Raw genomic sequence first — 23,898 nt, forward strand, 5'->3', positions numbered from 1 at the left:
GGGTGGGCACGTGGATCACCGAGGGCTGGGGCCCGCCGGACGGGTGGCGCGTCGGTACGATCGATCTGATCTGGCAGGACCGGTGCCACCGGCGCCTGCGCGGCCCGGGAGGGCGGGATGTGAACGCCCGGGTCCCGGCGAGCGCCGCACATGAGCAGCAGAAGGGACGGGTCAGCCGATGAGCGGCCACTCCAAATGGGCGACGACCAAGCACAAGAAGGCCGTCATCGACGCCCGCCGGGGCAAGATGTTCGCCAAGCTGATCAAGAACATCGAGGTCGCGGCGCGTACTGGTGGCGGTGACCCCGACGGCAACCCGACGCTCTACGACGCCATTCAGAAGGCCAAGAAGAGCTCGGTGCCCAACGACAACATCGACCGCGCGGTCAAGCGCGGCTCCGGGGCCGACGCCGGCGGCGCCGACTACCAGACGATCACCTACGAGGGCTACGCGCCCAACGGCGTCGCGGTGCTCATCGAGTGCCTCACCGACAACCGCAATCGGGCGGCGACCGAGGTCCGGACCGCGATGAGCCGCAACGGCGGCACGATGGCCGACCCCGGTTCGGTGTCCTACCTGTTCACCCGCAAGGGCGTCGTGATCGTCCCCAAGGGCGACCTCTCGGAGGACGACCTGCTGCTCGCCGTGCTCGACGCCGGCGCGGAGGAGGTCAACGACCTCGGTGAGAGCTTCGAGGTCGTCTCCGAGGCGACCGACCTCGTCGCCGTGCGCACCGCGCTGCAGGAGGCCGGGATCGACTACGACTCGGCCGACCCGACGTTCGTGCCGTCGATGCAGGTCCAACTCGACGCCGAGGGGGCGAAGAAGGTCTTCCGGCTGATCGACGCCCTCGAGGACAGCGACGAGGTGCAGAACGTGTACGCGAACTTCGACGTGTCCGACGAGGTCATGGCCGAGGTCGGCTGAGCGGGTCCGTGACCGACGGCCCGGCGCCCGGGGAACCGCACGAGGCGGCCTCCGGTGCCGGGTCGTCGGCGTCGCCCCGCCCGGTACGAGCGAGCCACTTCTTCGCGGTCAGGCGATCCGCTCGAAGAGGGCGTCGAGGCCCGCGGGGTCGGTCGTCAGCCCTTGGCGTAGGTGGCCGCGGTCTTGCTCTCGAACTCGAGCGCGACGAACGGCTCGTCGCCGAGCACCCATGCGTCGTGCCCCGGATCGATCCGGTAGGCGTCGCCCGGGCCGAGGTCGGACTCGGTGCCGTCGTTGTGCGCGATGTGGATCCGGCCCGACACGACGTAACCCAGGTGCGCGGCCTGGCAACTCTCCGTGCCGACCACCGGCTTGATGCACTCCGACCACCGCCACCCCGGCTGGGCGCTGACCCGGGCCACCGTGTCGTCGCCCAGGTGCACGACGCTGACCATGGTCTTCTCCGGGGTTCGCGTCTCGTCGGGCCGGTCCATGCTCTTCGTCTCGACGCTGGCCATCGCTGGTGCTCCTCTCTCAGGGTTCCGGTCCGCCGGAGGATCCTCGCCTCGACGCGTCGCCGACAGGCCCGATCGGCCCCGTCGTGACCTCCGCCGCCCCCCGCCGGCTGGGCGCACCCGGGGGCGGCGTCGGCGGGCGAACCTCGCGCAGCCGGCTCCGGTCGCGCCGCGGCCACGGCGGCTCTCGCACGGTGTTCTGTTCGCTCGTGACGACCAGCATCAGCGCGACGGGCCGAACCGCCACACCGTGATCGTGTTGCTGCTCGTCGTGCCGATCGTCGCCGGACTGATCGTCGGCCTGGTGATCGTCATGCAGGCCTGACGCCCGTCCGGGGAAGCGGCGCCCTGCCCCATGACGTCCGCGAACACGGCGAGCCGGGTGTATCGCCCGTCGGTGGCCTGTCGGGGCTCGGTCCTAGACTCGCTGGTGATGAGCCCCGCAACCCGTGCCCCAGAGAAGGCCGGCGCCTCGACAGCCGCCGGCGCCGCGACGACGTCTCCGTCCGGCGGTGGCTCCACGGACAAAAGGCTGCTGCTGCTCGACGGGCACTCGCTGGCCTACCGGGCGTTCTTCGCGCTGCCGGCGGAGAACTTCCGTACCGGCACGGGGCAGACCACGAACGCGGTCTACGGCTTCACCTCGATGCTGATCAACCTGCTGCGCGACGAGCAGCCCACGCACGTCGCGGTGGCCTTCGACGTCTCGCGTCAGACGTTCCGCTCCGAGCGCTTCGCCGACTACAAGGCGAACCGGACGACCACCCCGGACGACTTCCGGGGCCAGGTCGACCTGATCAAGGAGGTGCTCGGCGCGCTGAACATCCCGGTGTTCGCCGTCGAGGGCTACGAGGCCGACGACCTGATCGCCACGCTCGCCACCCAGGCGGAGGCCGACGGGTTCCAGGTGCTCATCACCACCGGCGACCGTGACGCGTTCCAGCTGGTGAGCGACAACGTGACCGTGCTCTACCCGCGTCGTGGCGTGTCCGACCTGGGCCGGATCGACCCGGCCGAGGTGATGGAGCGCTACGGCCTCACCCCGGCTCAGTACCCCGACTTCGCGGCGCTGCGCGGCGACCCCAGCGACAATCTGCCGAGCATCCCCGGCGTGGGGGAGAAGACCGCGGCGAAGTGGGTCCGCGAGTTCGGTTCGCTCGGCGAGCTCACCGACCGGGTCGACGAGGTCAAGGGCAAGGCGGGCGACGCGCTGCGCGCCAACCTGGCCAACGTGCTGCTCAACCGGCAGCTCACCGAGCTCATCCGGGACGTCGCGCTCGACACGGCACCGGCCGATCTCGAGGTCCGGCCGTGGGACCGCGACGCGGTGCACCGGCTGTTCGACGAGCTGGAGTTCCGGGTGCTGCGCGAGCGGCTCTTCGCGACGCTGGTCAGCGCGGAGCCCGAGGCCGACGAGGGCTTCGAGGTACAGGGCGGGGCGATCGAACCGGGCACCGTGCGTGCCTGGCTCGATGCCCATGTGCGCGACGGTCGCCGGGTGGGGCTCGCCTTCCACGGCCTGTCGGGCGGCGCGACGGCGCGAGATCTGGACGGTATCGCGCTCGCCGCCGGCGAGCCGACCGTCGAGGGGCGGGCCGGTCTCGACGCCCACCCGCCCGCGGCCGCCGGGGTGCCGCAGGCCGGTTACCTGGACGTCCGCACCCTGAACCCGGACGACGAGGCGGCGCTGGGGGAGTGGCTGGCCGACGAGTCGGTGCCCAAGGCCGCGCACGACGTCAAGGCGGCGTTGCACGCGCTGCGGGCTCGCGGTTGGACGCTGCGCGGGCTGACCAGTGACACCGCGATGGCCGCGTACCTGGCCAGGCCGGGGCAGCGCAGCTTCGACCTCGCCGATCTCGCGCTGCGCTACCTGCGCCGTGAGCTGCGCGCCGAGGGCGAGGCCGACAACGGCCAGCTCTCCCTGCTCGGTGGTGCGGAGGAGGCCGACGCGCAGCGGGCGCAGGCTCAGATGGTGGCCGCCTCCGCGGTGGCCGAGCTGGCCGACGCGCTCGACGCCGAGCTGTCCGAGCGCGGCGGCACCGAGCTGCTCGCCGGGCTCGAGCTCCCGCTGCTGTTCGTGCTGACGGACCTGGAGACAGCGGGCATCGCGGTCGACCGGACGGCCCTCGCCGCCCTGGAGGCGGAGTTCGCCGGTCAGGTCAAGCAGGCCGCGCAGGACGCGTACTCGGTGATCGGTAAGGAGATCAACCTCGGGTCACCGAAGCAGCTGCAGGTCGTGCTGTTCGACGAGCTGAGCATGCCGAAGACCAAACGCACCAAGACCGGCTACACCACCGACGCCGACGCGCTGCAGAGCCTGTTCGAGCAGACCGAGCATCCGTTCCTGTCGCACCTCTTGCTGCACCGGGACGCGACGCGGCTGAAGGTCACCGTCGACGGGCTGCTCAAGTCGATCGCCGACGACGGCCGCATCCACACCACGTACAGCCAGACCATCGCGGCGACCGGCCGGCTCAGCTCGACCGAGCCCAACCTGCAGAACGTGCCGATCCGCACCGCCGCCGGTCGCCGGATCCGCGAGACGTTCGTCGTCGGCGACGGGTACGCGGAGCTGATGACGGCGGACTACAGCCAGATCGAGATGCGGATCATGGCGCACCTGTCGGAGGACGAGGCGCTGATCGAGGCCTTCCGGTCCCGGCACGACTTCCACGCCGAGACCGCCGCCCGGGTGTTCGGGGTGGACGCCACCGAGGTCACGCCCGAGCAGCGTGCCAAGATCAAGGCGATGAACTACGGGCTCGCGTACGGGCTGTCCGCGTTCGGGCTCTCGGCCCAGCTGCGGATCTCCACCGAGGAGGCCCGCGGGTTGATGGACGAGTACTTCGCCGGCTTCGGCGGGGTGCGCGACTACCTGCACACCGTCGTCGAGCAGGCCCGCAAGGACGGCTACACCTCGACGATCCTCGGCCGCCGCCGCTACCTGCCCGACCTCACCAGCGACAACCGGCAGCGGCGCGAGATGGCCGAGCGGATGGCGCTCAACGCCCCGATCCAGGGCAGCGCGGCCGACATCATCAAGGTCGCCATGCTGAACGTGCACCGGGCACTGTCCGAGGGTGAGCTGCGCAGCCGGATGCTGCTGCAGGTCCACGACGAGCTCGTGCTCGAGGTGGCCGAAGGCGAGCGGGAGACCGTCGAGGCGCTGGTCCGCCGGGAGATGGGCGCGGCCTACGAGCTGAGCGTGCCGCTCGAGGTGTCCGTCGGGTACGGGCGCAGCTGGGACGACGCCGCCCACTAGCCGTGGCCGGCCCGCTGGGCTGCGACGATCCGCCGCACCGCCCCTCGACGGGTCCTGGTGGCCGGCTGCTCGGGGTCGGGCAAGTACGCGCGGCCGCGCTGGCGGTGTGTCTCGACCTGCCCTACACAGAGCTGGACGCGCTGCATCACGGTCCCGGCTGGGTGTCGCGGCCGGAGTTCGCGGCTGGCGTCGTGGCGTTCGCGGCGACGGACGCGTGGGTCTCGGCGTGGCAGTACAGCGCGGCGGTACAGCGTGGTGCGACCGCTGTTGCTCGCCCGCGTCGACACCCTGGTTTAGCTGGACCTGCCCCGATGGCGGGTGTTCAGTCGGCTTGTGTCGCGCACGGTGACGCGCCGGCTGCGCCGCACCGAGTTGTGGAACGACAACGTCGAGCCGCCGCTGTGGACGGTGGTCACCGACCCGACCACCTGCCGCGCTCGGCCCGGTGCCGGCGGGCACAGCCGCACCGGTGCCCGACGAACTCCAGTGGGCCGAGGAATGGCAGACCACCCGGCACCTCATCAGGGTCACGGTGTCCCGTGCCGGTGTCCAGGGGGATGCCGCTTCGCCCCGCTGACCAGCGGCGCGTTCGACCGGCTCGCCGGTACACAGGCGAGCGCGGGCCGGCGGGCGGCTCTCCCGCCGGGCCCGCGCTCGCGCCGCGTCGACGCCGGTCCCCAGCGCCATCGGCGTGGCCCGGGTCGACCCTTCCCGGGAGGGGGGCGCGACCCGGGTGGGGACGACCGATCAGCCCTGGTCCTGGGCGGTGCTGTTGTCGTTGGACTGGTCGTTGCTCACCGAGTTGTCCTGGATCACGGGCGGCTCGCCGGCGGACTCCTCTCCGAGCAACGCGCCCACCCCGAGGACGTCCTCTGCGTTGACCACGGGATTGACCTGGGTGACCGGTCCGTTGCTGTTGGACTGGTCAGTGGAGTTGGACTGGCGCTGGGTCGAGTTCCCACCGTCCTCGTAGCTGTAGCTCTGACATTCCTGGGTGCCCTCCTCCCCGGCCTGTGCGATCCCGGACGCAGTGAATGCGATCGGCACGGCGATGACCGAACCGACGATCGCACGATGGAGTTTGCGCATGTCTGTGCCCTTCCTTCTCATGGCAACTATGCGGTCGCGCACGATGACGAAGGCCGGCGCCATCGCGGCGGCCCCATTTTCGTGATACCGGCGCGTTCCGCATGGTTTGCAGGCGGTGTCACTGATCGATGTCCGGATGCCCGACATTCGCAGCAATGATCGTTGTTGTTCGCCCGGCGGCGAGCGCGGGAATCAACGGTTCGATCGGGCGGAACCGTTTTGCGGACCTGATCGTTCGCGGCAACCAACTCTCTGCCAGCGGCCCGTCTTCATCCGGTGCGCCGGCCGGCTGCCGGCCGGATCCGCAGTGCGGGCTACGGGGCGGGCGAGGTTCGATATCCGCATCGGCGCCCCACGATTTCGTTGCGGCGGCGTCATCGAAAGAGGCTCGGCCGCGCCGAAGGATGCGCGGCGGTGGCGGGATGGAACACACTGCAGGGTCCGGCCGGTACCGGCCGGACCCTGCAGCGCGCCAATTGCGTTCAGCCTCAGACGAGACCGCCGACGATGTCGGCCACCGGGGCGAGCGCGTCCGGGTCGGTGGTGCCCGGGTCGGTGCCCGGATCGGTGGTGCCCGGGTCGGTGCCCGGGTCGGTGCCCGGGTCGGTGCCCGGGTCGGTGCCCGGGTCGGTGGTGCCCGGGTCCGTGGTGCCCGGGTCGGTGGTGCCCGGGTCGGTGGTGCCCGGGTCGAGCAGGTCACCAGGGTCGGCAGGGGCGGCGGGCACGATGTCGTCGCCGTTGTCGATGCTGCCGGAGTTGCTGTTGCTCTGGTCGGTGGAGTTGCTCTGGGACTGGCCGTACCCGTCGTCCTGGGTCTGGCTCGTGGAGTTCTCGTTGCTCTGGTAGTTGTCCACCGAGTTGTCCTCGCCGGCCAGAGCCACCGCCGGTGCGCCCATCATCATGGGCACCGCCACGGCCAGGGCGACACCGAACCGTCGAACGTGCAACGCCATCAGGTCAGTCACTTCCTCTCATCGAAAACTGTCCGTGTGCATGACGCCCCATCCCGTGTACCGCGAAACGCAATACAGATGAATTCGTGGACTGTTCACCATGCGCGTCGGGACTGATCTCGGAGTGGGTGAGCGGGTCGTCGGTGACCACGCTCGTGATCATGCACTGGGGTGAGAGTAACCATGCCTGCCGAGGAGGGGGCAAGTCGGAACTCGGATTTCCGATCCCTCGTTCGTGTGCATCTCAGCTCACTGTCACTCACGAGAAGGAGAAATGTTTGATGTGAGGAATCCAGGTATCCGGGACCCGTGGAGTCGCGCACCGAGGCGGGCATCGCCCGTTTGACCGACGAGGCCCGCGCTCCTGCGTATTGCCGACCCGAGGAGATCACCCCAGCGTGATCAACGGTCGCCTCCCCGTCGCTGAAACGGTCTAGGAAGACCAATCCCGCGGCTTCCCGAATCGTTCGGGAGCGAGCGGTAATGGTGCTCGCAAGTAAGCCGACGACTACCGATGCGATCGCATGCGGTGCCCGACGCGGTACCCCTTGATTCGCTGCTTCGGTGACCTTGTGCACGTACAGTGCGACTTTCAGTGATGCCCGTTGCGGGCGGAACGTCACCGGTGCCGTGGCGGACGGCGACGTCGAGAGGGGAGCGATGGCGATGAGTCCCGGCCTCACCGCCCCGTGGCGGCCGTTCCTCGCCCGGTGGGTATGGCGCCGCGTGGCCGACGTCCTGGTCACGGCCGGGGTGTGCGCAGTGGTCGCCGTGCTGGTCGCCTCCCCGGCGGTCATTCACAGCGACGCCGTGGCGCTGACCGGCCAGATCCTGACGATCTCGGCCGCCGCGGTCGGCGCCGGCGCGGCGATCCTGGCAGTCGTCGCCTCGCGCCTGCTCGGGGACCCGAGACCGGCCTGGCTCGCCTCCGCCCTCGTCCTGTACTGCGTGATCGTGCTGCCCTGGAGCACCGTGGCCCCGGTCGACTTCGACCTTGCCCACCGGGCATCCCGGCTTGTGGCCTACCTGACCGCGATGGCGCTGCTCCTGCTGTCGATCCGCCCTCCGCGCCCGCTCGGGTCCTGGGGCGGATGGGTGATCATGTTCGGTGGCGGGCTGCTCGCGGTCGGCGCGCTGAACGCACCGGACGTCGGTCCGGTCCGGTACCTCGTCGAAGGCCCGGCGGTCACGGTCGCGGTGCTGGTCGGCTGGACGGCGGCAGGGATCGCGTTCGTCGTCGACGGCTTCCGGCGGCAGAGCACACCGCGGTCGCGGCTCGGGCTCGGGCTGGTCGTGCTCGCCGTCGCCCAGCTCTACCGCGTCGGGATGGGCCTGCCGGGCGTCAGCGGCAATCTGGTGTTCTCCGCGCTGCGTCTCACCGGGCTCATCGTGGTTCTGATCGGCCTGGCCCAGCTCGTGCAGCGGGCGCTGACCGCGCTGCGCTCGCAGCAGTGGGAGCAGCAGGAGGAACTCTCGGCGGCGGCCCTGCACATGGAACGCGCGACCGAGCTCGCCGCCGAACGTGACCATGAGCTGCGTAACGGGCTCGCCGGGCTCGCCGGCATCACCCACCTGCTCAGCTCCGAGGCCGACACCGAGGACCACGAGCGGCTCAGGGTCGCCGTGCTGGCCGAGCTGGGGCGGCTGCGCATGATCCTGGGCGGATCCGAAGAGCTCGGTGACACCGGCGGTGCGGCTGACCGGGCCGCGCGCGAGTACCGGGTCGAGCCGGTGCTGGCGGGGCTCGTCATGCTTCGCCGCTCCCGAGGGGCCCCGGTCGAACTCGAGGCGGAGCCCGGGCTGACCGCCCGCGGTGACTCCGCCGTGCTCGCCCAGGTGATCACCAACCTGCTCGCGAACTGCGACCGGCATGCGCCCGGCGCCCCCGTGACCATCCGCGCGCTGCCGGCGGACGGCGCGATCGCCGTCGAGGTCCGGGACCACGGGCCGGGCCTGCGGGCCGGCAGCGAGGAGGCGGTGTTCGGCCGTGGCGTGCGCGACGAGTCGGCTGGTGGCTCCGGTCTCGGGCTGCACATCAGCCGTCAGCTCCTCGCCCGTGAAGGGGGCTCCCTCGAGCTCCGCACCGTCACCGATCCGCCCGGCTGTCTGGCCCGCGTCACCGTCCCGGCTGTGGATGCGTCGTCGGTACAGGTGGCCGAGCAGCTCAACCGCTGATCGTCCGGCCTCTCGCGCGAGGTCGTCGCCGCTCCCCGGCCCGGAGGCTCCCGGTGCGGGGCTGTCCGCGGGAGGACGCTAGGCCATTCGGACTACAAAACGCAACGCTGCGTAGCGAATGACTGTCCGGTTGGGTAGAACCTGCGCATCGCCCGTACCGGGCACACCCGGTCTGTTTAGCATCCGCACGATGAGACACTCGCCGACCGTTGTGGACGTGCGCCGGCTTGCCGGAGCCCTGGCCACCGCCACCACCGCGCTGGACACGTGCGACGGCTACGTCGTCGTGGTCATCGACGCGGTCATCGGCGAGGCCGATGCCTACGGGCCGTTCACGGCGGCGGGTGCATGTGCCGAAGCCGAGCGGCTGCGCAACGAGATGGGGCGCGGTGAGCTCGGTGCGGTGACGGTGAGCGTGATCGGGCTGCACCGTCCGGACTGACGTCGAAGAGCCCCAGCGACGCCGGTGCAGGTGCTCGTCGAACGGGAGGGCAGTGCCAACCTGCGGGAGGCGGTGCAGGCGCTGCCCGTCCGGTGGCGCCACGCCGTCACCGGCTACTACCTGCAGCAGCGTCCGACGCGCGAACTCGCCGAGGAGCTCGGGGCGACCGAGTCCCAGTCTCGCAGCTGTGCGAGGAGGGCCTCGCGCTGCTCCGTGACGGTCTCACGCCCTACGTCCAGGACCACCGCCCGCCGGCCGGGCCGCCGAGCGGGATCGCGGAGCGACGCCGGCGCCGGTACTGCGCCGCGGTCGGTTCCCGCCGGACCGGCTCAGAAAATCTTCACGATCTGCAGCGCGGCCGGCCCGAGGATCACGATGAACAGGGCCGGGAGGATGAAGAACATCAGCGGGAAGAGGATCTTCACGGGCACCTTCTGCGCCTGCTCCTCGGCCCGCTGCCGCCGGCGGGTGCGCATCTCCGACGCCTGCTCGGCGAGCACGCCGGAGATCGGGACACCGAGCGCGTCGGCCTGCACGACCGCGCCGACGAAGTGCCGCACGTCCGGCGCGCTCACCCGGTCCGCGAGCGCCTGGAACGCCTCTCGGCGGCTCTTGCCGATCTGCATCTCCTGCAGCACGCGGTGGAACTCTCCGGCCAACGGCCCGTTCGTGTTGCGCGTGACCTGGGCGAGCGCCGCATCGAAGCCGAGCCCGGCCTGGATGCTGATCACCAGCAGGTCGACGGTGTCCGGGAGGGCCTTCTGGATCTGCTGCTGCCGCTTGAGCCCGAGGTTGTAGAGCAGCACGTCGGGCAGGAAGAACCCGGCAGCGGCGCCGATCGCGCCGGTGACGACCATGCGCAGCGGCGAACTGCTCCCGATCATCGCGCCGAGCAGTCCGAGTCCGAGTAGGCCGCCGCCCTTACCTGCAAGGACCCGCTCGACGCTCCACCCCGCAGGGCTACCCGCGAGCTCGAGACGGCGGGCGAGGGCGGTGACTGCTCCGCCCCCCGACAGCGTCCGGGCCAGCCGGACCGCGCCGCGCCACAGCGGGCGCACCACCCGGGTGCTGAAGGGCTCCAGCGCATCGCCGGGGGAGCCTGAGGTCGCACCGAACCGCGCCACCAGCGCGGTGGCGCGGGAGGCCCGGACCCGCTCGTCCCGAGCCGTGACGAGTGCCGCCACCCCGAGCGTCACCGCGAGGAACACCGCGCCGAGCCCTGTACCGAGAAGCAGTTCCGAAGCGATCACAGCTCCACCTTCGCGATCTTGTTCATCGCGATCATCCCGATCACGAGCATCACGGCGCCGGCCGCGAGCATCACCAGGCCGAGCGGCTCGGTGACGAGCGCTCCCGCATACTCGGGCCGGACGAGGTACATGTAGCCGCCGATGACCGGCGGCAACGCCGCGAGGATCACCCCGGAGAGACGGCCCTCGGCGGACAGCGCCTTGACGTGGCGCCGCAGCCACGCGCGCTCCCGGATGGTCTCGGCGACCTGCAACAGGACGTCGGCGAGATTGCCGCCGACCTCCCGCTGCACCCGGATCGCCATCACCACCCAGCGGAAGTCGACGCTGTCCATCCGGTCGGCGACCTGTTCGAGGGCGTCCTCCACCGGGGTCCCGAGCCGGGACTGCGCCAGCGCGCGCCCGACCTCGACCGCGATCGGGCCGTCGCCGAGCCGGACCACCGAGTCCAGGGCCTGGGGCAGTGAGTATCCGCTGGACAGGCCGCTGGCGACCAGCTGCAGCGCGTCGGGCAGGTCCGTGCCGAACGCCGCCAACCGCCGGCTCGCCCGCACCGACAGGAACAGCCGGGGGCCGAGCCAGCCGACCGGCGCCCCCAGCACGATCCCGGCCGACGGTGAACCGAGCAGCAGGCCGAGCACCGCCGTGGCGGCGAGCCCGACGGCTACGCAGAGCAGCAGCCACTCGTTGGGCCGCCACGCCACCGCGGCGCGGTCGAGCCGCGCGGCGAGGCGCTCGCCGATGCCGCGGCGGGCGACCACCCGCTCGGCCAGTTCGAGCGCCCCCTCGCGCAGCGCACCGTCCCGGAGCCCGTTCGACGGGGACGCCGGGCCGCGGCCCTCGGCCCCGTAGCGCGCCACCAGCTTCTGCACACGACGGCGGTCGCGCACCGACCTCGGCACGGCGACCAGCGCGACGACGATCAGCGCCACCGCACCGAACACGCCGGCCAGGCCGGCCGCGAGCCATGGCCAGGACTCCCCGGCCTCCGGGGCGATCTCACCCACCGGTGCCGTGCCCGCCGCCAGTGGCGTGGTCGTGTCGATCTCGACGGTCCGCCCGCCCCACGGCAGGGTGAGCTGCAGCCGGGCGGTCGAGGCCGTGAGCCCGGGTGGCAGGGCGGCGTCGACGGCCACGGTGGTGCTGTCCTGCGCCGCCTGGTCGCGGAACACCTGCGAGGCCTCCCCGGCGCTCTGCGCGCGGAAGACCTGGCCCCCGCCGGCCTGCGCGATCGCCGCCTGCTGCGGGTCGGTGGCCCCGTCCGCCGCGGGCCTGACGCTCACCACGTCGACGCGGGCGTCGCCGGCCTGCGTCCGGTTGAGCAGCCCCGGCAGGTTCAGGGCGCTGACCGTGTCCGGTCCGTCGCTCATCACGAGGACCTGGCGGTCCCCCTCGGTACCGAGCGCGGTGAGCGCCAGGTCGACCGCGTCGTACAGGCTGGTCTGCCCGGCCGCGCTCAGCCCGCGCACCGCGTCGCGCACGACGGCGCGCGGGGCGGTCGGTGGTGCCAGCAGGACGGGGCGGTCGGCGAAGGCGACCAGGCCGATGCGGTCACCTTCCGGGGCCGCGTCCAGGAAGGAGCCGGCCGCCGCTTTGGCCTCGTCGAGCAGCGGGCCGGCCATCGACCCGCTGGTGTCGATCACGAGCATCGTGGTGCGCGGCGCCAGCTCGGGCTGTACCTCCGGCACGGCGGCCTGCGCGGCGACGGAGTATCCGTCCACCCGCAGCTTCACCGTCCCGGTGAGCGCCGCGGCGCCGGAGCCCCGGTCGAGCCCGGTGACCAGGAAGCGGACCCGCCCGTCCTGCACGGTGACATCGGTGAGGGCGACGTCGCCGCGGTCGGCCTCCTGGGCCGTCGCGGATGCCTGGCCCAGCCAGCCGAGCAACCCGAGCAGCAGCGAGATGGCGGCGATCCGGCCCCTCACCGGAGGGGCCCGTCGAGTGCGAAGGTCGCCGGGTCGATTCGCACGCCGCGGTCGGCGAGACGGTCCAGGACCCGGGGGCGCAGCCCGGTGGCGCGCAGCATCCCCTGGAAGCGGCCCTGCTGGTCGAAGCCCGGCCCGTAGTCCATGAGGAACACGTCCTGCAGGGTGATGACGTCGCCCTCCATACCGACCACCTCGGTGACGTGGGTGATGCGCCGGCTTCCGTCCTTGAGCCGGCTCTGGTGCACGATGAGGTCGATCGCGCCCGCGATCTGCTCGCGGATCGCGCGCACCGGCAGCTCCACGCCGGCCATCAGCACCATGGTCTCCAGGCGGGACAGCGAGTCGCGCGGACCGTTGGAGTGTGCGGTGGCCAGGGAACCGTCGTGGCCGGTGTTCATCGCCTGCAGCATGTCCAGCGCGGCGCCGTCGCGGACCTCTCCGACCACGACGCGGTCGGGCCGCATTCGCAGCGAGTTGCGCACGAGGTCGCGGATCGTGATCTGGCCCTTGCCCTCGATGTTCGGCGGGCGTGACTCCAGGCGCAGTACGTGCGCCTGGTGCAGCTGCAGCTCGGCCGCATCCTCGATGGTGACGATCCGCTCGTCGTCGGGGATGAACGCCGAGAGCACGTTCAGGGTGGTGGTCTTCCCCGAGCCGGTACCGCCGCTGATCAGGATGTTGAGCCGGCCCCGCACGCAGGCCTCGAGGAAGCCGCGCATCGTCGGGGTGAACGTGCCGAAGCTGACGAGGTCGTCGGCGGTGAACGGGTCGGTGGCGAACTTGCGGATCGTGAGGGTGGAACCGTCGAGCGCGATCGGCGGCACGACCACGTTCACCCGGCTGCCGTCGCGCAACCGCGCGTCGACCATCGGGCTCGACTCATCGACGCGGCGCCCGACCGCCGCGACGATCTTGTCGATCGTGCGCCGCAGGTGGGCCTCGTCGGCGAACGCGGCGTCGACCCGGGAGAGCCGTCCGCCACGCTCGATGAAGATCCGCTGCGGCCCGTTGACCATCACCTCGGTGACATCCGGGTCGTTCAGCAGCGGCTCGATCGGCCCGTAGCCGAGGATGTCATCGGCCACCTCCTGCGTGATGCGGGCGCGGTCGGTCCCGGAGAGCGGGGTCTCCTCCCGCTCCATCACCGTCTGCAGGCTCTGGCGGACGCGCGACTCGAGCTCGGTCTGCGTCATGTGCGGGTCGTAGAGCTCCGGGCCGAGGCTCGCGACGAGCGCGGTGCGCACGCTGCGCTTGACCTCCGCGGCCGGGTCGCTCCGGACCGGGCGGGGCCCCGCCGGGTCCGCGGCCGGCGCAGGTGCGTCCGGGGCGCGGCCGAGGCCGGCGAGGCGGTGGGCCAGCGTCATCGGACCGCCGCCTTGCGGCGCAGCCCGCGGCGCGCGCTGCGATGGCGGACGGGGTCCGGCGGCGGTTCGGGGCGGCTGTCCAGCGTGGCGGCGATCCGGCGTATCGCGTGAGCGACCGGATGCTTCGGCTGGTCGAGGACCACGGGCACGCCCCGGTTGATCGACAGGGGGACGGTCCGGTCCGCGGGCACCTCGGTGTGGACCGACGCTCCGACCATCTGCGCGACGTCGTCGGCGTCGATCTCGAGCTGTGCGTCGGCCCGGTTGAGCACGATGCGGCGCCGGTCGGCGGGGTGGCCGAGCAGGTCGAGTGTCTGCAGGGTGAGCTTGAGGTTCTTGATCGAGGGCACCTCGGGGGTGGTGACGAGGATGAGCTCGTCGGTGGCGTCGAGCGCGGCGAGCACGTGCTCGGTGAACGCGGGCGGGGTGTCCACGACGACGACGTCGTAGCGCTCGGCCAGCAGCGGGAGGAGCCGCGTCACCAGGTCGGCGGGCACGTGCTCCGCGGTGCGCGGCTCGGCCGGGGCGAGCACGGTGTGCAGGCCCGAGGCGTGCGCGGTGACCAGCGAGGCGGCGCCGGCGGCGTCGAGGCTCGACGCCATCGGGACGGCGTCGGCGAGCGTGCGTTCGGGGAACAGGCCGAGCAGCACGGCGACATCGCCGAACGCGAGGTCGAGGTCGACGAGGCAGGCGGTGGTGCCCGACTGCGCCAGCGCGACACCGAGGTTGGTGGCCACGATCGACTTCCCGGCACCGCCCTTGCCGCCGAAGACGGTCACGATGCGGCCACGCCGCCGCTCCGTCGTGGCAGGCGTCAGCCCCGCCGCGCGGCGGACCTGTTCGGACAGCGCCCGGGAGGCCACGCACGCCTGACCGAGCCGCTGCGTCTCGTGGGCGGGGACCACCTCGCGGAAGCCGGCGCGCAGCGCCTGGCCGAGCACGCCGGTGTCCACGCGGTGCCGCACGAGCACCACGCCGAGGGCGGGCCGATCGACCCGGGCCGCGGCGGCGAACTCCGACGCGGCGGCGAGGTCGATGTCGGGGCCGATCACCACGAGTTCGTCGTCGGAGTCGGAGAGGTGGCGGCGCAGGGCGCCGAGGTGTGCGACGACGTGGGCGCCACCGACGGCGGTGCCCAGGACGTCGGCGCTGCGGGGGTCGGAGCAGACGAGAATCGTCACGGCGCGGTCCCGGGGGTGTCGAAGATGCGGCTGTTGTCGGTGCCCGGCGACGGCACGACCACCAGGTCGGCCGTGAGGAGCACGGGATAGAGCGCGACCCCGCTGTTCAGCCCGAGGATGATCTTCTCGGACTGCTGCTGGTCGACGGCGAGCACGATCGCCGTGCCCGCGGTGCCGGCCTCGGCCTCGACGGCCCCGGCCACGGCGAGGACCGTCAACCGGTCCACCAGCAGCCGTGTCACCTGCGTGTTCGGGGCCTCCAACGCCAGCCCGTCGCCGCGTGGGGTCGCCCCGGCGGGACCGCCGGCGGAGGTGAAGGTCTCGAAGAGGGCGATCTCGGCGCCGGGCTGGAGGTAGCCGGCCCAGTCCGCGGAGTTCGCGAAGTGCTGCAGGGACACCGGCAGCGCTACCTTTCCCGCGGGCACGGCCAGGCCGCCGGTCGCCGGGCCCGTGGTGTCCGGCGGGCCGAAGTTCGCCGCCAGCAGAAGCTCGTGGGGCTCGATCGCGCGGGTGGCGATCAGCCCCTGGGCCTGCGTGGGGTCGGTGAACGCGCCGACCGGCACCGCGCCGAGCGGGAAGCTCGCCTTCTCGACCAGGCCCTGCTGCTGCGCCTCCGCGAACGAGGCGCCCGCCGGGATGGCGTCGGCGGCGACGAGGACCTCGACGGCCTCCTTGCCGGCCAGTGCGCGGGCATCGGCGCCGGCCACGTAGGCCCAGAGCGCCGTGGTGCCGGCGAGCGCGAGCAGGCCCGCCGCCACGATCAACACGATTCGACGTCGCACGGTGGTGTCACTTCCTGTCTGTGCTCGGTCCGACGGTGGTCAGCCGAGGAGCTGGACGACGGTGGCGCCGTAGTCCGGTGCAGGACTGATCGGGCCGGGGGTGGGCTGCAGCCCATGGAGGAACGCGCCGCCGATGCAGGTGGTCGGCTTCGCGCACGGCAGCAGCCCGGTGACGATCGAGGGGTGCGAGGTGCCCGCGAGCTGCCATCCGGTGAAGTGGAAGGCCGCGTAGCCGACGATGTGGTACTGCACCTTGCTGCCCGTCCCGGTCACCGTGTCGAAGACCGGGACGTAGACGACCTCGTCGAGCAGCGAGGACAGGTACGCGTCGGTGCAGCCGAGTGTCGTCGGGTTGCTGTTGCCGGGGTCACCCGGGAGCGTCTCGCCCACCGTGGTCGTGACCGAGCACGAGCCGTCGGAGTCGAGGTAGCCGAAGTTGCCCGGCGCCTTCTGGCCCGACGAGCTCGTGGAGCACGGCCCGCTGTCGGTGTGCAGCTCGATCCCCGTCTGCCACGACAGCAGCGACGACAGCAGCGAGTCCAGCAGCGACATCGGCGCGAAGCCGCCGCGCTGGGCCCGGTACTGGTCGACCACGCACTGTGAGACCGTGATCGGCAGGACGCTCAGGACGGTGGTCGGCGAGCCGTACCCGGCGCGGGCACATGCCCCGACCGTCGTGCCGGCGTAGTCCTCGTTGCCGGGGATCGTGCGGGCGAAGATCGGGTCGACGGCGCCGGAACCGTCGGCGTTGCGGGTGCGGGTGTGTACCTCGACGTAGGGCGGCGCGCCGGCGGGCAGCGGATCGCAGGAGGCCCCCGATCCCGTCGGGAGCGGGCAGGTGCCCAGGCCCGGCGCGGTGCCGCAGACCAGCGCGACCCGCGCCGCGCCGTCCACCGCGTTGCCGTTGGCGAGCGCGGGGGCCGTGGAGGTGTCGCAGCGGGGCGACGAGGTCCCCAGTGTCCGGACGCAGGACTGGGCGATCGCGACCGCGGCCGCGTCGGCGCCGTTCTGCAGCTGGCGGCGCTCGCTGTAGAGCGCCCCGACGTCGATCGCGATCGCGGCGCAGGCGAAGAGGACCACGGACCCGATCACCGCGGTGAGCACGGAGACCGCGCCCCGGTCGCCGGTCAGGCGGCGCACTGGCGGGCCGCCGTTCCGCTGATCGTCAGGCCGCCGCCGGCCAGCGACCCGATGAGGGGGGTGACGAACTCGAAGCGCGTCGAGACGGTCATCGCGGCCCGGACGGTGCCGGGGACGGCCGTCGCCGGGCACACGGTCGCCAGGGGGTAGCTGACCGCGGCCGGCGCCACCGCCGTCACCTGCAGCACCGAGCCCACGGCCGAACGGGCCGCGGCGAGGGTGCCGCCGGTCGCGAGGGTCCGGGCGCCCTCGGCGGCCGCGTCGGAGAGGGTGAGCTGGGTGTGGAAGGCCCGGGCGAAGTCGACGATGCCGAAGAGCAGCAGCACGAGCAGCGGCAGGACGAGCGCGAACTCGACCGCCGCGGCGCCCCGCTGCGGGTCGTGCCGGCGCAGTCGCCGCATGACGGACGTCCTCTCTGAACGGCGGTGAGGCGGCCCCGGTGCGCTGCGGGCACCGGGGCCGGTGGCGATCAGCCGATCTGGTCGGTGACCTCGGTGAACAGGTTGGCGATCGCCGGGCCGAGCAGGAAGACCGCGGCCATGACGAGCGCGGCGATTCCGGCGATGAGCAGGCCGTACTCGACGGCGGTGGCGCCGCGGTCCTCGCTGCGGAGGCGGGCCTGGGCGTTCTGCACGAGGGTCAGGAGGAGCAGCATCAGGGATCGAACCTTTCGGGAGGAAGCGACGCCGGTTGGCCCGCTCGGAGGGGATCGACCGGTGATCGGCCGTTCAGTTGGGTCATCGACCCCCGCCCCGCGAAAGTTAGGCATTGACGGGCAACTGGTCCCGATATACGCAAATCTGATGACGGGCCTGCAGGCACGCCCGTTCAGACCAGACCGGGCAGCCCTTCGGCGTAGATCCCCACCAGGGCGCCGACCAGCATGAACGGGCCGAACGGCAGCTCCGAGGACCGGCCGACCCGGCGGACGGCGAGCAGCACCAGCCCGACGAGCGCGACGAGCAGGAACCCGGCGAGCGCTCCGGCGAGCAGGGCGTTCCAGCTCAACCAGGCCAGGTGCAGGCCGAGCACCCCGGCGAGCTTGACGTCACCGAACCCCAGTCCCGCCGGGTTGATCAGCGCGAGCAGCAGGTACAGGCCGAACAGCGCGACCATCCCGAGCACGGCCCGCAGCAACGGGGCGGAGTCGCCCTCGATCGCGGCGGCGAGACCGAGCAGGACGAGCCCGGCGACGTAGGACGGCAGGACCAGCGCGTCGGGCAGGCGCTTGGTCGCCAGGTCCACCGTGGCGAGGACGACGCCGACGGCTCCCAGCACGAGGAACGCGGGGAGCGCGGGGTCGGCTCCGATCCGCCGCACCAGCAGAGCCTCCACGAGGACGGCCGCGACGGCGACCGGCACGGCGTTGCGGCGGCAGATCACCCCGATGGGGACGGGCTCGCGGGTGCGCTGCGGGCGCGCCGGGGTGTGCGCCTCGGGGGCCTGGGTGCGCCGCCGGCCGGAACGGAACCGCATCTGCGTCACGGTGCCACCGTCCGGCTGGGGTCGCCGTGCCCGAACGGGTGCTTCGGTGTGCCGTCCGGGCTAGAGCAGCCCGGCCATCTCCCGGGGCAGCTGGGCCAGGACGTGCTCGTAGCCCTTACGGGAGATCGCGTCGCGCGCGGTGAGCAGGACCGCGCGCGTGGCCCGCCGGGCCAGTTCCTCGTCGACCCCGGCCCGCTCGGCGACCAGGTCGAGGAACTCCTCGAGCCCGATCGGCCGGCCGTGCGCCTCCGGCGGCCGCGCCAACGGTTCCCGGAGTTGCTCGGGCAGCTCCTCGGCCAGGTTCCGCGCCTCGCCGCCGCTGAGCCGTTCGGCCAACGTCTGCAGGACGGCCCGGGTGATCTCCTCCACCCGGTCCGGCGGCGCCTTCGAGCGGTTCAGCACCCTGCGCATGAACTCGTCGTAGTCGATGCGCAGGAGCTCCCGGTACTCCTCGGGAAGCTGGCTCACGACGTCGTCGAGCTCCTGGGGGGTGAGTGTGTCGCGCAGGGTGAGCAGCAGCGCCCGGGTGGCCCGCCGGGCCAGTTCCTCGTCGACCCCGGCCCGCTCGCCGACCCGGCGGACGAACTCGTCGAGGTCGAACGCCTCGGCGGCGGTGTTCCCGGGCCGTTGCAATGGTTCCCTCAGCTCCGGGGGCAGCTGTTCGGCCAGGTCCTCGGCCTCGCCGCCGGTGATGCGTTCGGCGAGCGTCTGCAGCGTGGCCCGGGTGAGCACCTCCGCCTTGTCCGCGGCCACGCCGACCCGCTCGGCGAACCTCTGCATGAACACGTCGTACTTCACGGTCGACCTCCTGCCGGTGGTGAGCAGCACCCGGCGCGGCTCCAGGCTCAGCCGTGACCCTGGACGGCTGATCGGTACCCCGCGCTCGGGCGGGCCGCGACGAGCGTCAGAGCGCCTGGCCGGGTACCCCACCTGCAGCGACTCAGCCGCGAGTCGGCGCCTCGCCGTCACAGGAGAGGGTCCTTTGCCGCCGGACCGGCCGTCCTGCGGGGACGGTGCGGTGTCGGGGTGATCGGCCAGGACGGGCCGATGCCTGCCGTCCCGCCGCTCGCCGTGCCCGCGGTGTTCTATCTGCGCCGCTCCCGCGACCTGATCGACCAGGGCCTCTACCAGATGGTCACCGGTGCCCGCTGGATCGAGGTCCGCCCGCGCGGCGCGCAGACCGGCCTCGTCCTCAGCCCGCGGCGGCGTTCGGTCGGAGCCCGAGCCGTGGGGCAGCTACACCAGGGCGACCGACCCGGAGGGTCGCGAACTGCTGATCACCGAACAGGGCTGACCGGCCCGCGGCCGGCGCTGCTGGAGTGTCCGTCCGCGCCGCGCGACACATCCGGCGCGCCCTCGGCGGACGGGCACGGCGACGCCGGTAGCCTTCTGTCTCGAACGGCTGTTCGCCAGGGCGGCACGAGTTGGGGTGGAGGGATGCGAGTGCGGGTGCTCGGCGTCGACCCGGGGTTGACCCGGTGCGGACTCGGCGTGGTCGACGGCGGTGGTGGCCGCGCGGTGTCGTGCGTCGCGGTCGACGTCGTGCGGACCCTGCCGGATGCGCCGCTGGCGCGGCGGCTGCTCGAGGTGTCCGACGCGGTCGAGAGCTGGATCGGCGTGCACCGTCCCGACGTGGTCGCGATCGAGCGGGTGTTCAGCCAGCACAACGTGCGGACGGTGATGGGCACCGCCCAGGCCAGCGGGGTCGTGGCGGTCGCCGCGGCGCGGGCCGGCCTGCCGGTCGCGTTCCACACCCCCAGCGAGGTCAAGGCGGCGGTCACCGGCGCGGGCCGGGCCGACAAACAGCAGGTCACCGCGATGGTCGCCCGGGTGCTCGGGCTGACCGAGGCACCCCGGCCCGCGGACGCCGCCGACGCTCTGGCACTGGCGATCTGCCACTGCTGGCGGGCCCCGATGCTCGACCGGATGGCCCAGGCCGAGGCCCGCGCGGCCGAGTTGGCCCGGCGGCACAAGGCCCGCCTGGCCGCCGCAGCGAAGGGAGCGTCCTCATGATCGCGAGCGTCCGGGGTGAGGTCCTGGGCATCGGCCTCGACCACGCCGTCGTCGAGGTCGGCGGCGTGGGGCTGGCGGTGCACGCCACCCCGGCCACCCTCGCCGGGCTGCGCCGCGGCGAACAGGCCCGGCTGGCGACCTCGCTGGTGGTCCGGGAGGACTCGCTGACCCTGTTCGGTTTCGCCGACACCGAGGAGCGCGAGCTGTTCGCGCTGCTGCAGACGGTGAGCGGGGTCGGGCCGCGGCTCGCACTGGCCACGCTCGCGGTGCTCGACCCGGATGCGCTGCGCCGCGCGCTCTCCGACGGCGACCTCACGACCCTGACCCGGGTGCCCGGCATCGGCCGCAAGGGCGCGGAGCGGCTCGTCGTCGAGCTGCGGGACAAGGTCGTCGCGCCGGTGGCCGCCGCGGCCGGCCCTCCGGCGCAGGCCAGGGCGGGGGCCGACGGCACGCACCGCGACGAGGTGGTGGAGGCCCTGGTCGGGCTCGGGTTCACCGCCCGGCCCGCCGAGCAGGCCGTCGACGGGGTGCTCGCCGAGACCGCCGACGCGGACGCCGCCACGCTGCTGCGTGCTGCGCTGGGCAGGCTGGGCCGGTCGCGATGAGCGAGCTTGCGAGCGAGTCATGGGCACTGCGCCCGCGCGAAGCGCCGACCGGGCGCGGCGAGGGAGAGCAAATGAGTGAGCTTGCGAGCGAATCATGGGCACTGCGCCCGCGCGAAGCGCCGACCGGGCGCGGCGAGGGAGAGCAATGAGTGAGCTTGCGAGCGAATCATGGGCACTGCGCCCGCGCGAAGCGCCGACCGGGCGCGGCGAGGGAGAGCAAATGAGTGAGCTTGCGAGCGAATCATGGGCACTGCGCCCGCGCGAAGCGCCGACCGAGCGCAGCGAGGGAGAGCGATGAGCGAGTTCGAGCCCGCCCGAGACGCCCCGGTGCGAGACGTCTCCGCCGAGGCCGACGTCGACGACCTCGACATCGAGGCCAGTCTCCGGCCACGGCGGCTCTCCGAGTTCATCGGCCAGCCCCGGGTCCGTGAGCAGCTCGAGCTCGTGCTGGAGGGCGCCCGGCGGCGTGGCGCGCCGCCGGACCACATCCTGCTGTCCGGCCCGCCCGGTCTCGGCAAGACGAGCCTGTCGATGATCGTCGCCGCGGAGCTGGGTGCGGCGATCCGGCTCACCTCCGGCCCGGCCCTGGAGCGGGCCGGTGACCTGGCCGCGATGCTGTCCAACCTGGTGCCCGGTGACGTGCTGTTCATCGACGAGATCCACCGCATCGCCCGCCCGGCCGAGGAGATGCTGTACCTCGCGATGGAGGACTTCCGGGTCGACGTCGTCGTCGGCAAGGGCCCCGGTGCGACCAGCATCCCGCTCGACATCGCGCCGTTCACGCTGGTCGGGGCGACCACCCGGGCCGGCGCGCTGACCGGCCCGCTGCGCGACCGCTTCGGCTTCACCGCGCACATGGAGTTCTACGAGCCCGCCGAGCTGGAGCTGGTGCTGCGCCGGGCCGCGATGATCCTGGACGTCGACCTCCGCCCGGACGGGGCCGAGGAGATCGCGCGCCGCTCCCGGGGCACCCCGCGGATCGCCAACCGGTTGCTGCGCCGCGTCCGCGACTTCGCCGAGGTGCGCGCCGACGGTTCCGTCACGCGCGCGGTCGCCCGGGACGCGCTCGCCGTGTACGACGTCGACGAGATCGGTCTGGACCGGCTCGACCGCGCCGTGCTTGGTGCGCTGGTGCGGTCGTTCGGGGGCGGCCCGGTGGGCGTCTCCACGCTTGCCGTCGCGGTGGGCGAGGAACCGGGTACCGTCGAGGAGGTCTGCGAGCCCTACCTGGTGCGCGCGGGCATGCTGGCCCGAACGCCGCGGGGGCGCGTGGCGACGGCCGCCGCGTGGGGGCACCTCGGTGTGACCCCGCCACCGGACGCCACTGGATCGGTCCCGTCGCCGTTGTTCTGAAGACTTCCGCGGCACGGCGAAATGAGGGCCGCGCCACCGGCACCACACCGGTGCTGGCACACTCGGAGCCCTTCGACGTGCGGAGATACGGAGATCATGGAAACCCTGCTGTTCCCACTGCTCATCCTGCTGCTGTTCATCCCGATCTTCCTGTCCGGGCGGAAGCAACGCCGCCAGATGGCGGAGATGCAGCAGTTGCAGGCCGCTCTGGAGCCCGGCGACGTGGTCATGACGACCTCGGGGCTGCGCGGGACCGTGGTCGACGCGTCCTACGAGGACACGGTCGACCTGGAGATCGCCGACGGCGTGGTCACGACCTGGGTGCGTGCCGCCGTGCGGGAGAAGATCGACCCCACTCCGGACGACGTGTCCTCGCTCACGGACGAGGACGGGCCCGGGGAGACCGCCGCGGTGAACCCGACCGCGACGGACAAGGCGCCCGAGTCGAGCGCCACCGCCGATGGTGAGGCCGGGTCGAACGGCCGGCCGGACAGCCGCCCGTAGCGTCGGCGGCGTTCGACGCCGATGCGCAGTCGCGTGTTCTTCTCCGGCCACTCGCGCCGTGCGAGGGCCGGATTCGGCAAATTCGCACACGACCGGCGCCCGCTCCGGAATATCCGGAGGGCTGATCTCGTTGTGCGGGTGTCGGCCGTGTCACGGTAGTGCCGGGCCGATGTGTGTTTCGCCATTTCCGTGACTCGGTCAATGCGCCGAGCCGTGACGGTAATGGGGCCGGCGACAATGGTGCCACGATGGGTGCGGCATCGGTCGGATCCACCTCTTCTGTGACCCTTACATGCAGGTCACCCGGCGGGTGATCGGGTTGATCCGGATCCCGGACGGATGGGCGGCGGGAGTGATGTCGCCGGCACCGGCCTGTCCGGTTCGCGGGAAATGTCAGATTGCGTGGGAGTCTTTGCGTCTCCCCCTATCGAATCCACCCTCCCGGCAGTAGATCAGGAACATGTGCTTCGCTGAGCTACGCTGTTCCCCAGGCTTTCATTGATAGGAGACTCCCGAGTGGCATCGAGCCCGGGGCAGATCCGCCCCTGGCGGTACCTGGCGGCGTTCGCCGGCATCGTCGTCGTCCTGTACTCGCTGGTGTTCTTCACCGGTGACGGCCGCCCCACCCCCAAGCTGGGCATCGACCTGCAGGGCGGCACCCGGGTCACGCTGACCGCCCGCACCGACACCGGTTCCGTGCCGCCGCGCGACCAGTTGATCCAGGCCCAGGAGATCATCGAGCAGCGGGTCAACGGGCTCGGCGTCAGCGGTGCCGAGGTCGTCCTCGACGGCAACAACCTGACGATCACCGTGCCCGGCGAGGAGGGCGACCAGGCCCGCTCGCTCGGGCAGACCGCGCAACTGCGGTTCCGGGAGGTCGTCGGCGGGCCGATCGCGGCCACCCCGGCCGGAGCCCCCGTTCCCGGGGG

At 72.4% G+C, this 23,898-nt stretch carries 23 protein-coding genes and 1 pseudogene; 10 read left to right on the plus strand and 14 right to left on the minus strand.

Going from position 1 to position 23,898, the window contains the following annotated elements:
- Together HF519_RS30540 and HF519_RS21380 are read left to right on the plus strand one after the other, a co-directional pair.
- A partial coding sequence (locus tag HF519_RS30540; RefSeq protein ID WP_211170382.1) for a hypothetical protein occupies positions 1-182 on the plus strand: 182 nt, incomplete at its 5' end.
- Complete coding sequence (locus HF519_RS21380) at positions 179-928, plus strand: YebC/PmpR family DNA-binding transcriptional regulator (RefSeq protein ID WP_169414774.1); 750 nt, start codon at positions 179-181, stop codon at positions 926-928. The genes HF519_RS30540 and HF519_RS21380, both read left to right, overlap by 4 nt.
- A gap of 155 nt (positions 929-1,083) precedes the next feature.
- Here HF519_RS21380 and HF519_RS21385 read toward each other — a convergent pair whose 3' ends face one another.
- Together HF519_RS21385 and HF519_RS21390 are read right to left on the minus strand one after the other, a co-directional pair.
- Positions 1,084-1,446 carry a cupin domain-containing protein gene (locus HF519_RS21385; RefSeq protein WP_169414775.1) on the minus strand — a complete coding sequence of 121 codons (363 nt, stop codon included), beginning with the start codon at positions 1,444-1,446 and terminating at the stop codon, positions 1,084-1,086.
- A 219-nt stretch (positions 1,447-1,665) separates the two neighbouring features.
- Entirely contained in the window at positions 1,666-1,815 is a 150-nt protein-coding gene (locus HF519_RS21390; RefSeq protein WP_169414776.1) for a hypothetical protein, read from the minus strand.
- Between the two features lie 61 nt (positions 1,816-1,876).
- On the opposite strand from HF519_RS21390, the gene polA reads away from it, so the two are divergent.
- Positions 1,877-4,705 carry a DNA polymerase I gene (gene polA, locus HF519_RS21395; protein WP_169414777.1) on the plus strand — a complete coding sequence of 943 codons (2,829 nt, stop codon included), beginning with the start codon at positions 1,877-1,879 and terminating at the stop codon, positions 4,703-4,705.
- Between the two features lie 747 nt (positions 4,706-5,452).
- On the opposite strand, the gene HF519_RS21400 is transcribed toward polA, so the two are convergent.
- Both HF519_RS21400 and HF519_RS30545 read right to left on the minus strand, forming a co-directional pair.
- Positions 5,453-5,794, minus strand: a complete 342-nt coding sequence (locus HF519_RS21400) for a hypothetical protein (RefSeq protein WP_169414778.1) — start codon at positions 5,792-5,794, stop codon at positions 5,453-5,455.
- 488 nt (positions 5,795-6,282) lie between these two features.
- The gene (locus HF519_RS30545; RefSeq protein ID WP_211170383.1) at positions 6,283-6,759 is read right to left on the minus strand and encodes a hypothetical protein; all 477 of its coding nucleotides are present in this window, start codon (positions 6,757-6,759) and stop codon (positions 6,283-6,285) included.
- Between the two features lie 654 nt (positions 6,760-7,413).
- On the opposite strand from HF519_RS30545, the gene HF519_RS21410 reads away from it, so the two are divergent.
- Together HF519_RS21410 and HF519_RS21415 are read left to right on the plus strand one after the other, a co-directional pair.
- A complete protein-coding gene (locus HF519_RS21410) occupies positions 7,414-8,922 on the plus strand; it encodes a sensor histidine kinase (RefSeq protein WP_169414779.1) in 1,509 nt (502 codons plus the stop codon).
- 190 nt (positions 8,923-9,112) lie between these two features.
- Positions 9,113-9,364 carry a hypothetical protein gene (locus HF519_RS21415; protein ID WP_169414780.1) on the plus strand — a complete coding sequence of 84 codons (252 nt, stop codon included), beginning with the start codon at positions 9,113-9,115 and terminating at the stop codon, positions 9,362-9,364.
- Positions 9,365-9,693: 329 nt separating this feature from the next.
- On the opposite strand, the gene HF519_RS33000 is transcribed toward HF519_RS21415, so the two are convergent.
- The 10 genes from HF519_RS33000 to HF519_RS21465 all read right to left on the minus strand — a co-directional run bounded on the left by HF519_RS33000 (position 9,694) and on the right by HF519_RS21465 (position 19,292).
- Positions 9,694-10,614 carry a type II secretion system F family protein gene (locus tag HF519_RS33000; protein WP_169414781.1) on the minus strand — a complete coding sequence of 307 codons (921 nt, stop codon included), beginning with the start codon at positions 10,612-10,614 and terminating at the stop codon, positions 9,694-9,696.
- Positions 10,611-12,539 (minus strand): VWA domain-containing protein, encoded by a 1,929-nt coding sequence (locus HF519_RS21425; protein ID WP_169414782.1) that lies wholly within the window; start codon positions 12,537-12,539, stop codon positions 10,611-10,613. The genes HF519_RS33000 and HF519_RS21425 overlap by 4 nt, the downstream gene beginning before the upstream one ends.
- Complete coding sequence (locus HF519_RS21430) at positions 12,536-13,906, minus strand: TadA family conjugal transfer-associated ATPase (protein ID WP_169414783.1); 1,371 nt, start codon at positions 13,904-13,906, stop codon at positions 12,536-12,538. Before HF519_RS21430 ends, HF519_RS21425 begins: the two co-directional genes overlap by 4 nt.
- On the minus strand, positions 13,903-15,087 hold the full coding sequence (locus HF519_RS21435) for a CpaE/TadZ family protein (protein WP_169414784.1): 1,185 nt from the start codon (positions 15,085-15,087) through the stop codon (positions 13,903-13,905). Before HF519_RS21435 ends, HF519_RS21430 begins: the two co-directional genes overlap by 4 nt.
- Positions 15,084-15,869 (minus strand): Flp pilus assembly protein CpaB, encoded by a 786-nt coding sequence (gene cpaB / locus HF519_RS30550; RefSeq protein WP_211170384.1) that lies wholly within the window; start codon positions 15,867-15,869, stop codon positions 15,084-15,086. Before cpaB ends, HF519_RS21435 begins: the two co-directional genes overlap by 4 nt.
- A gap of 39 nt (positions 15,870-15,908) precedes the next feature.
- Positions 15,909-17,009, minus strand: coding sequence for a pilus assembly protein TadG-related protein (locus HF519_RS21445; protein ID WP_169414785.1), 1,101 nt, complete (start codon positions 17,007-17,009; stop codon positions 15,909-15,911).
- Complete coding sequence (locus tag HF519_RS21450; protein WP_169414786.1) at positions 16,997-17,410, minus strand: TadE/TadG family type IV pilus assembly protein; 414 nt, start codon at positions 17,408-17,410, stop codon at positions 16,997-16,999. The genes HF519_RS21445 and HF519_RS21450 overlap by 13 nt, the downstream gene beginning before the upstream one ends.
- Positions 17,411-17,478: 68 nt before the next feature.
- Complete coding sequence (locus HF519_RS21455; RefSeq protein WP_169414787.1) at positions 17,479-17,664, minus strand: Flp family type IVb pilin; 186 nt, start codon at positions 17,662-17,664, stop codon at positions 17,479-17,481.
- 173 nt (positions 17,665-17,837) lie between these two features.
- Positions 17,838-18,485, minus strand: coding sequence for a prepilin peptidase (locus HF519_RS21460; protein WP_246244800.1), 648 nt, complete (start codon positions 18,483-18,485; stop codon positions 17,838-17,840).
- Between the two features lie 69 nt (positions 18,486-18,554).
- Complete coding sequence (locus HF519_RS21465; protein WP_169414789.1) at positions 18,555-19,292, minus strand: DUF2267 domain-containing protein; 738 nt, start codon at positions 19,290-19,292, stop codon at positions 18,555-18,557.
- A 645-nt stretch (positions 19,293-19,937) separates the two neighbouring features.
- On the opposite strand from HF519_RS21465, the gene ruvC reads away from it, so the two are divergent.
- The 5 genes and pseudogenes from ruvC to HF519_RS21490 form a co-directional block, all read left to right on the plus strand.
- Positions 19,938-20,507: a crossover junction endodeoxyribonuclease RuvC gene (gene ruvC / locus HF519_RS21470; RefSeq protein WP_169414792.1), complete on the plus strand. Its 570-nt coding sequence runs from the start codon at positions 19,938-19,940 to the stop codon at positions 20,505-20,507.
- The gene (ruvA, locus tag HF519_RS21475) at positions 20,504-21,112 is read left to right on the plus strand and encodes a Holliday junction branch migration protein RuvA (protein WP_169414790.1); all 609 of its coding nucleotides are present in this window, start codon (positions 20,504-20,506) and stop codon (positions 21,110-21,112) included. Before ruvC ends, ruvA begins: the two co-directional genes overlap by 4 nt.
- 294 nt (positions 21,113-21,406) lie before the next feature.
- The gene (ruvB, locus tag HF519_RS21480; protein WP_169414791.1) at positions 21,407-22,465 is read left to right on the plus strand and encodes a Holliday junction branch migration DNA helicase RuvB; all 1,059 of its coding nucleotides are present in this window, start codon (positions 21,407-21,409) and stop codon (positions 22,463-22,465) included.
- 96 nt (positions 22,466-22,561) lie between these two features.
- A complete protein-coding gene (gene yajC / locus HF519_RS21485) occupies positions 22,562-22,969 on the plus strand; it encodes a preprotein translocase subunit YajC (RefSeq protein ID WP_211170385.1) in 408 nt (135 codons plus the stop codon).
- A 516-nt stretch (positions 22,970-23,485) separates the two neighbouring features.
- Positions 23,486-23,898 (plus strand): annotated as a pseudogene (locus HF519_RS21490) (protein translocase subunit SecD); the annotation flags it as partial.

The organism is Pseudonocardia bannensis, from assembly GCF_012911875.1.
In the GTDB taxonomy this organism is placed as follows: domain Bacteria; phylum Actinomycetota; class Actinomycetes; order Mycobacteriales; family Pseudonocardiaceae; genus Pseudonocardia; species Pseudonocardia bannensis.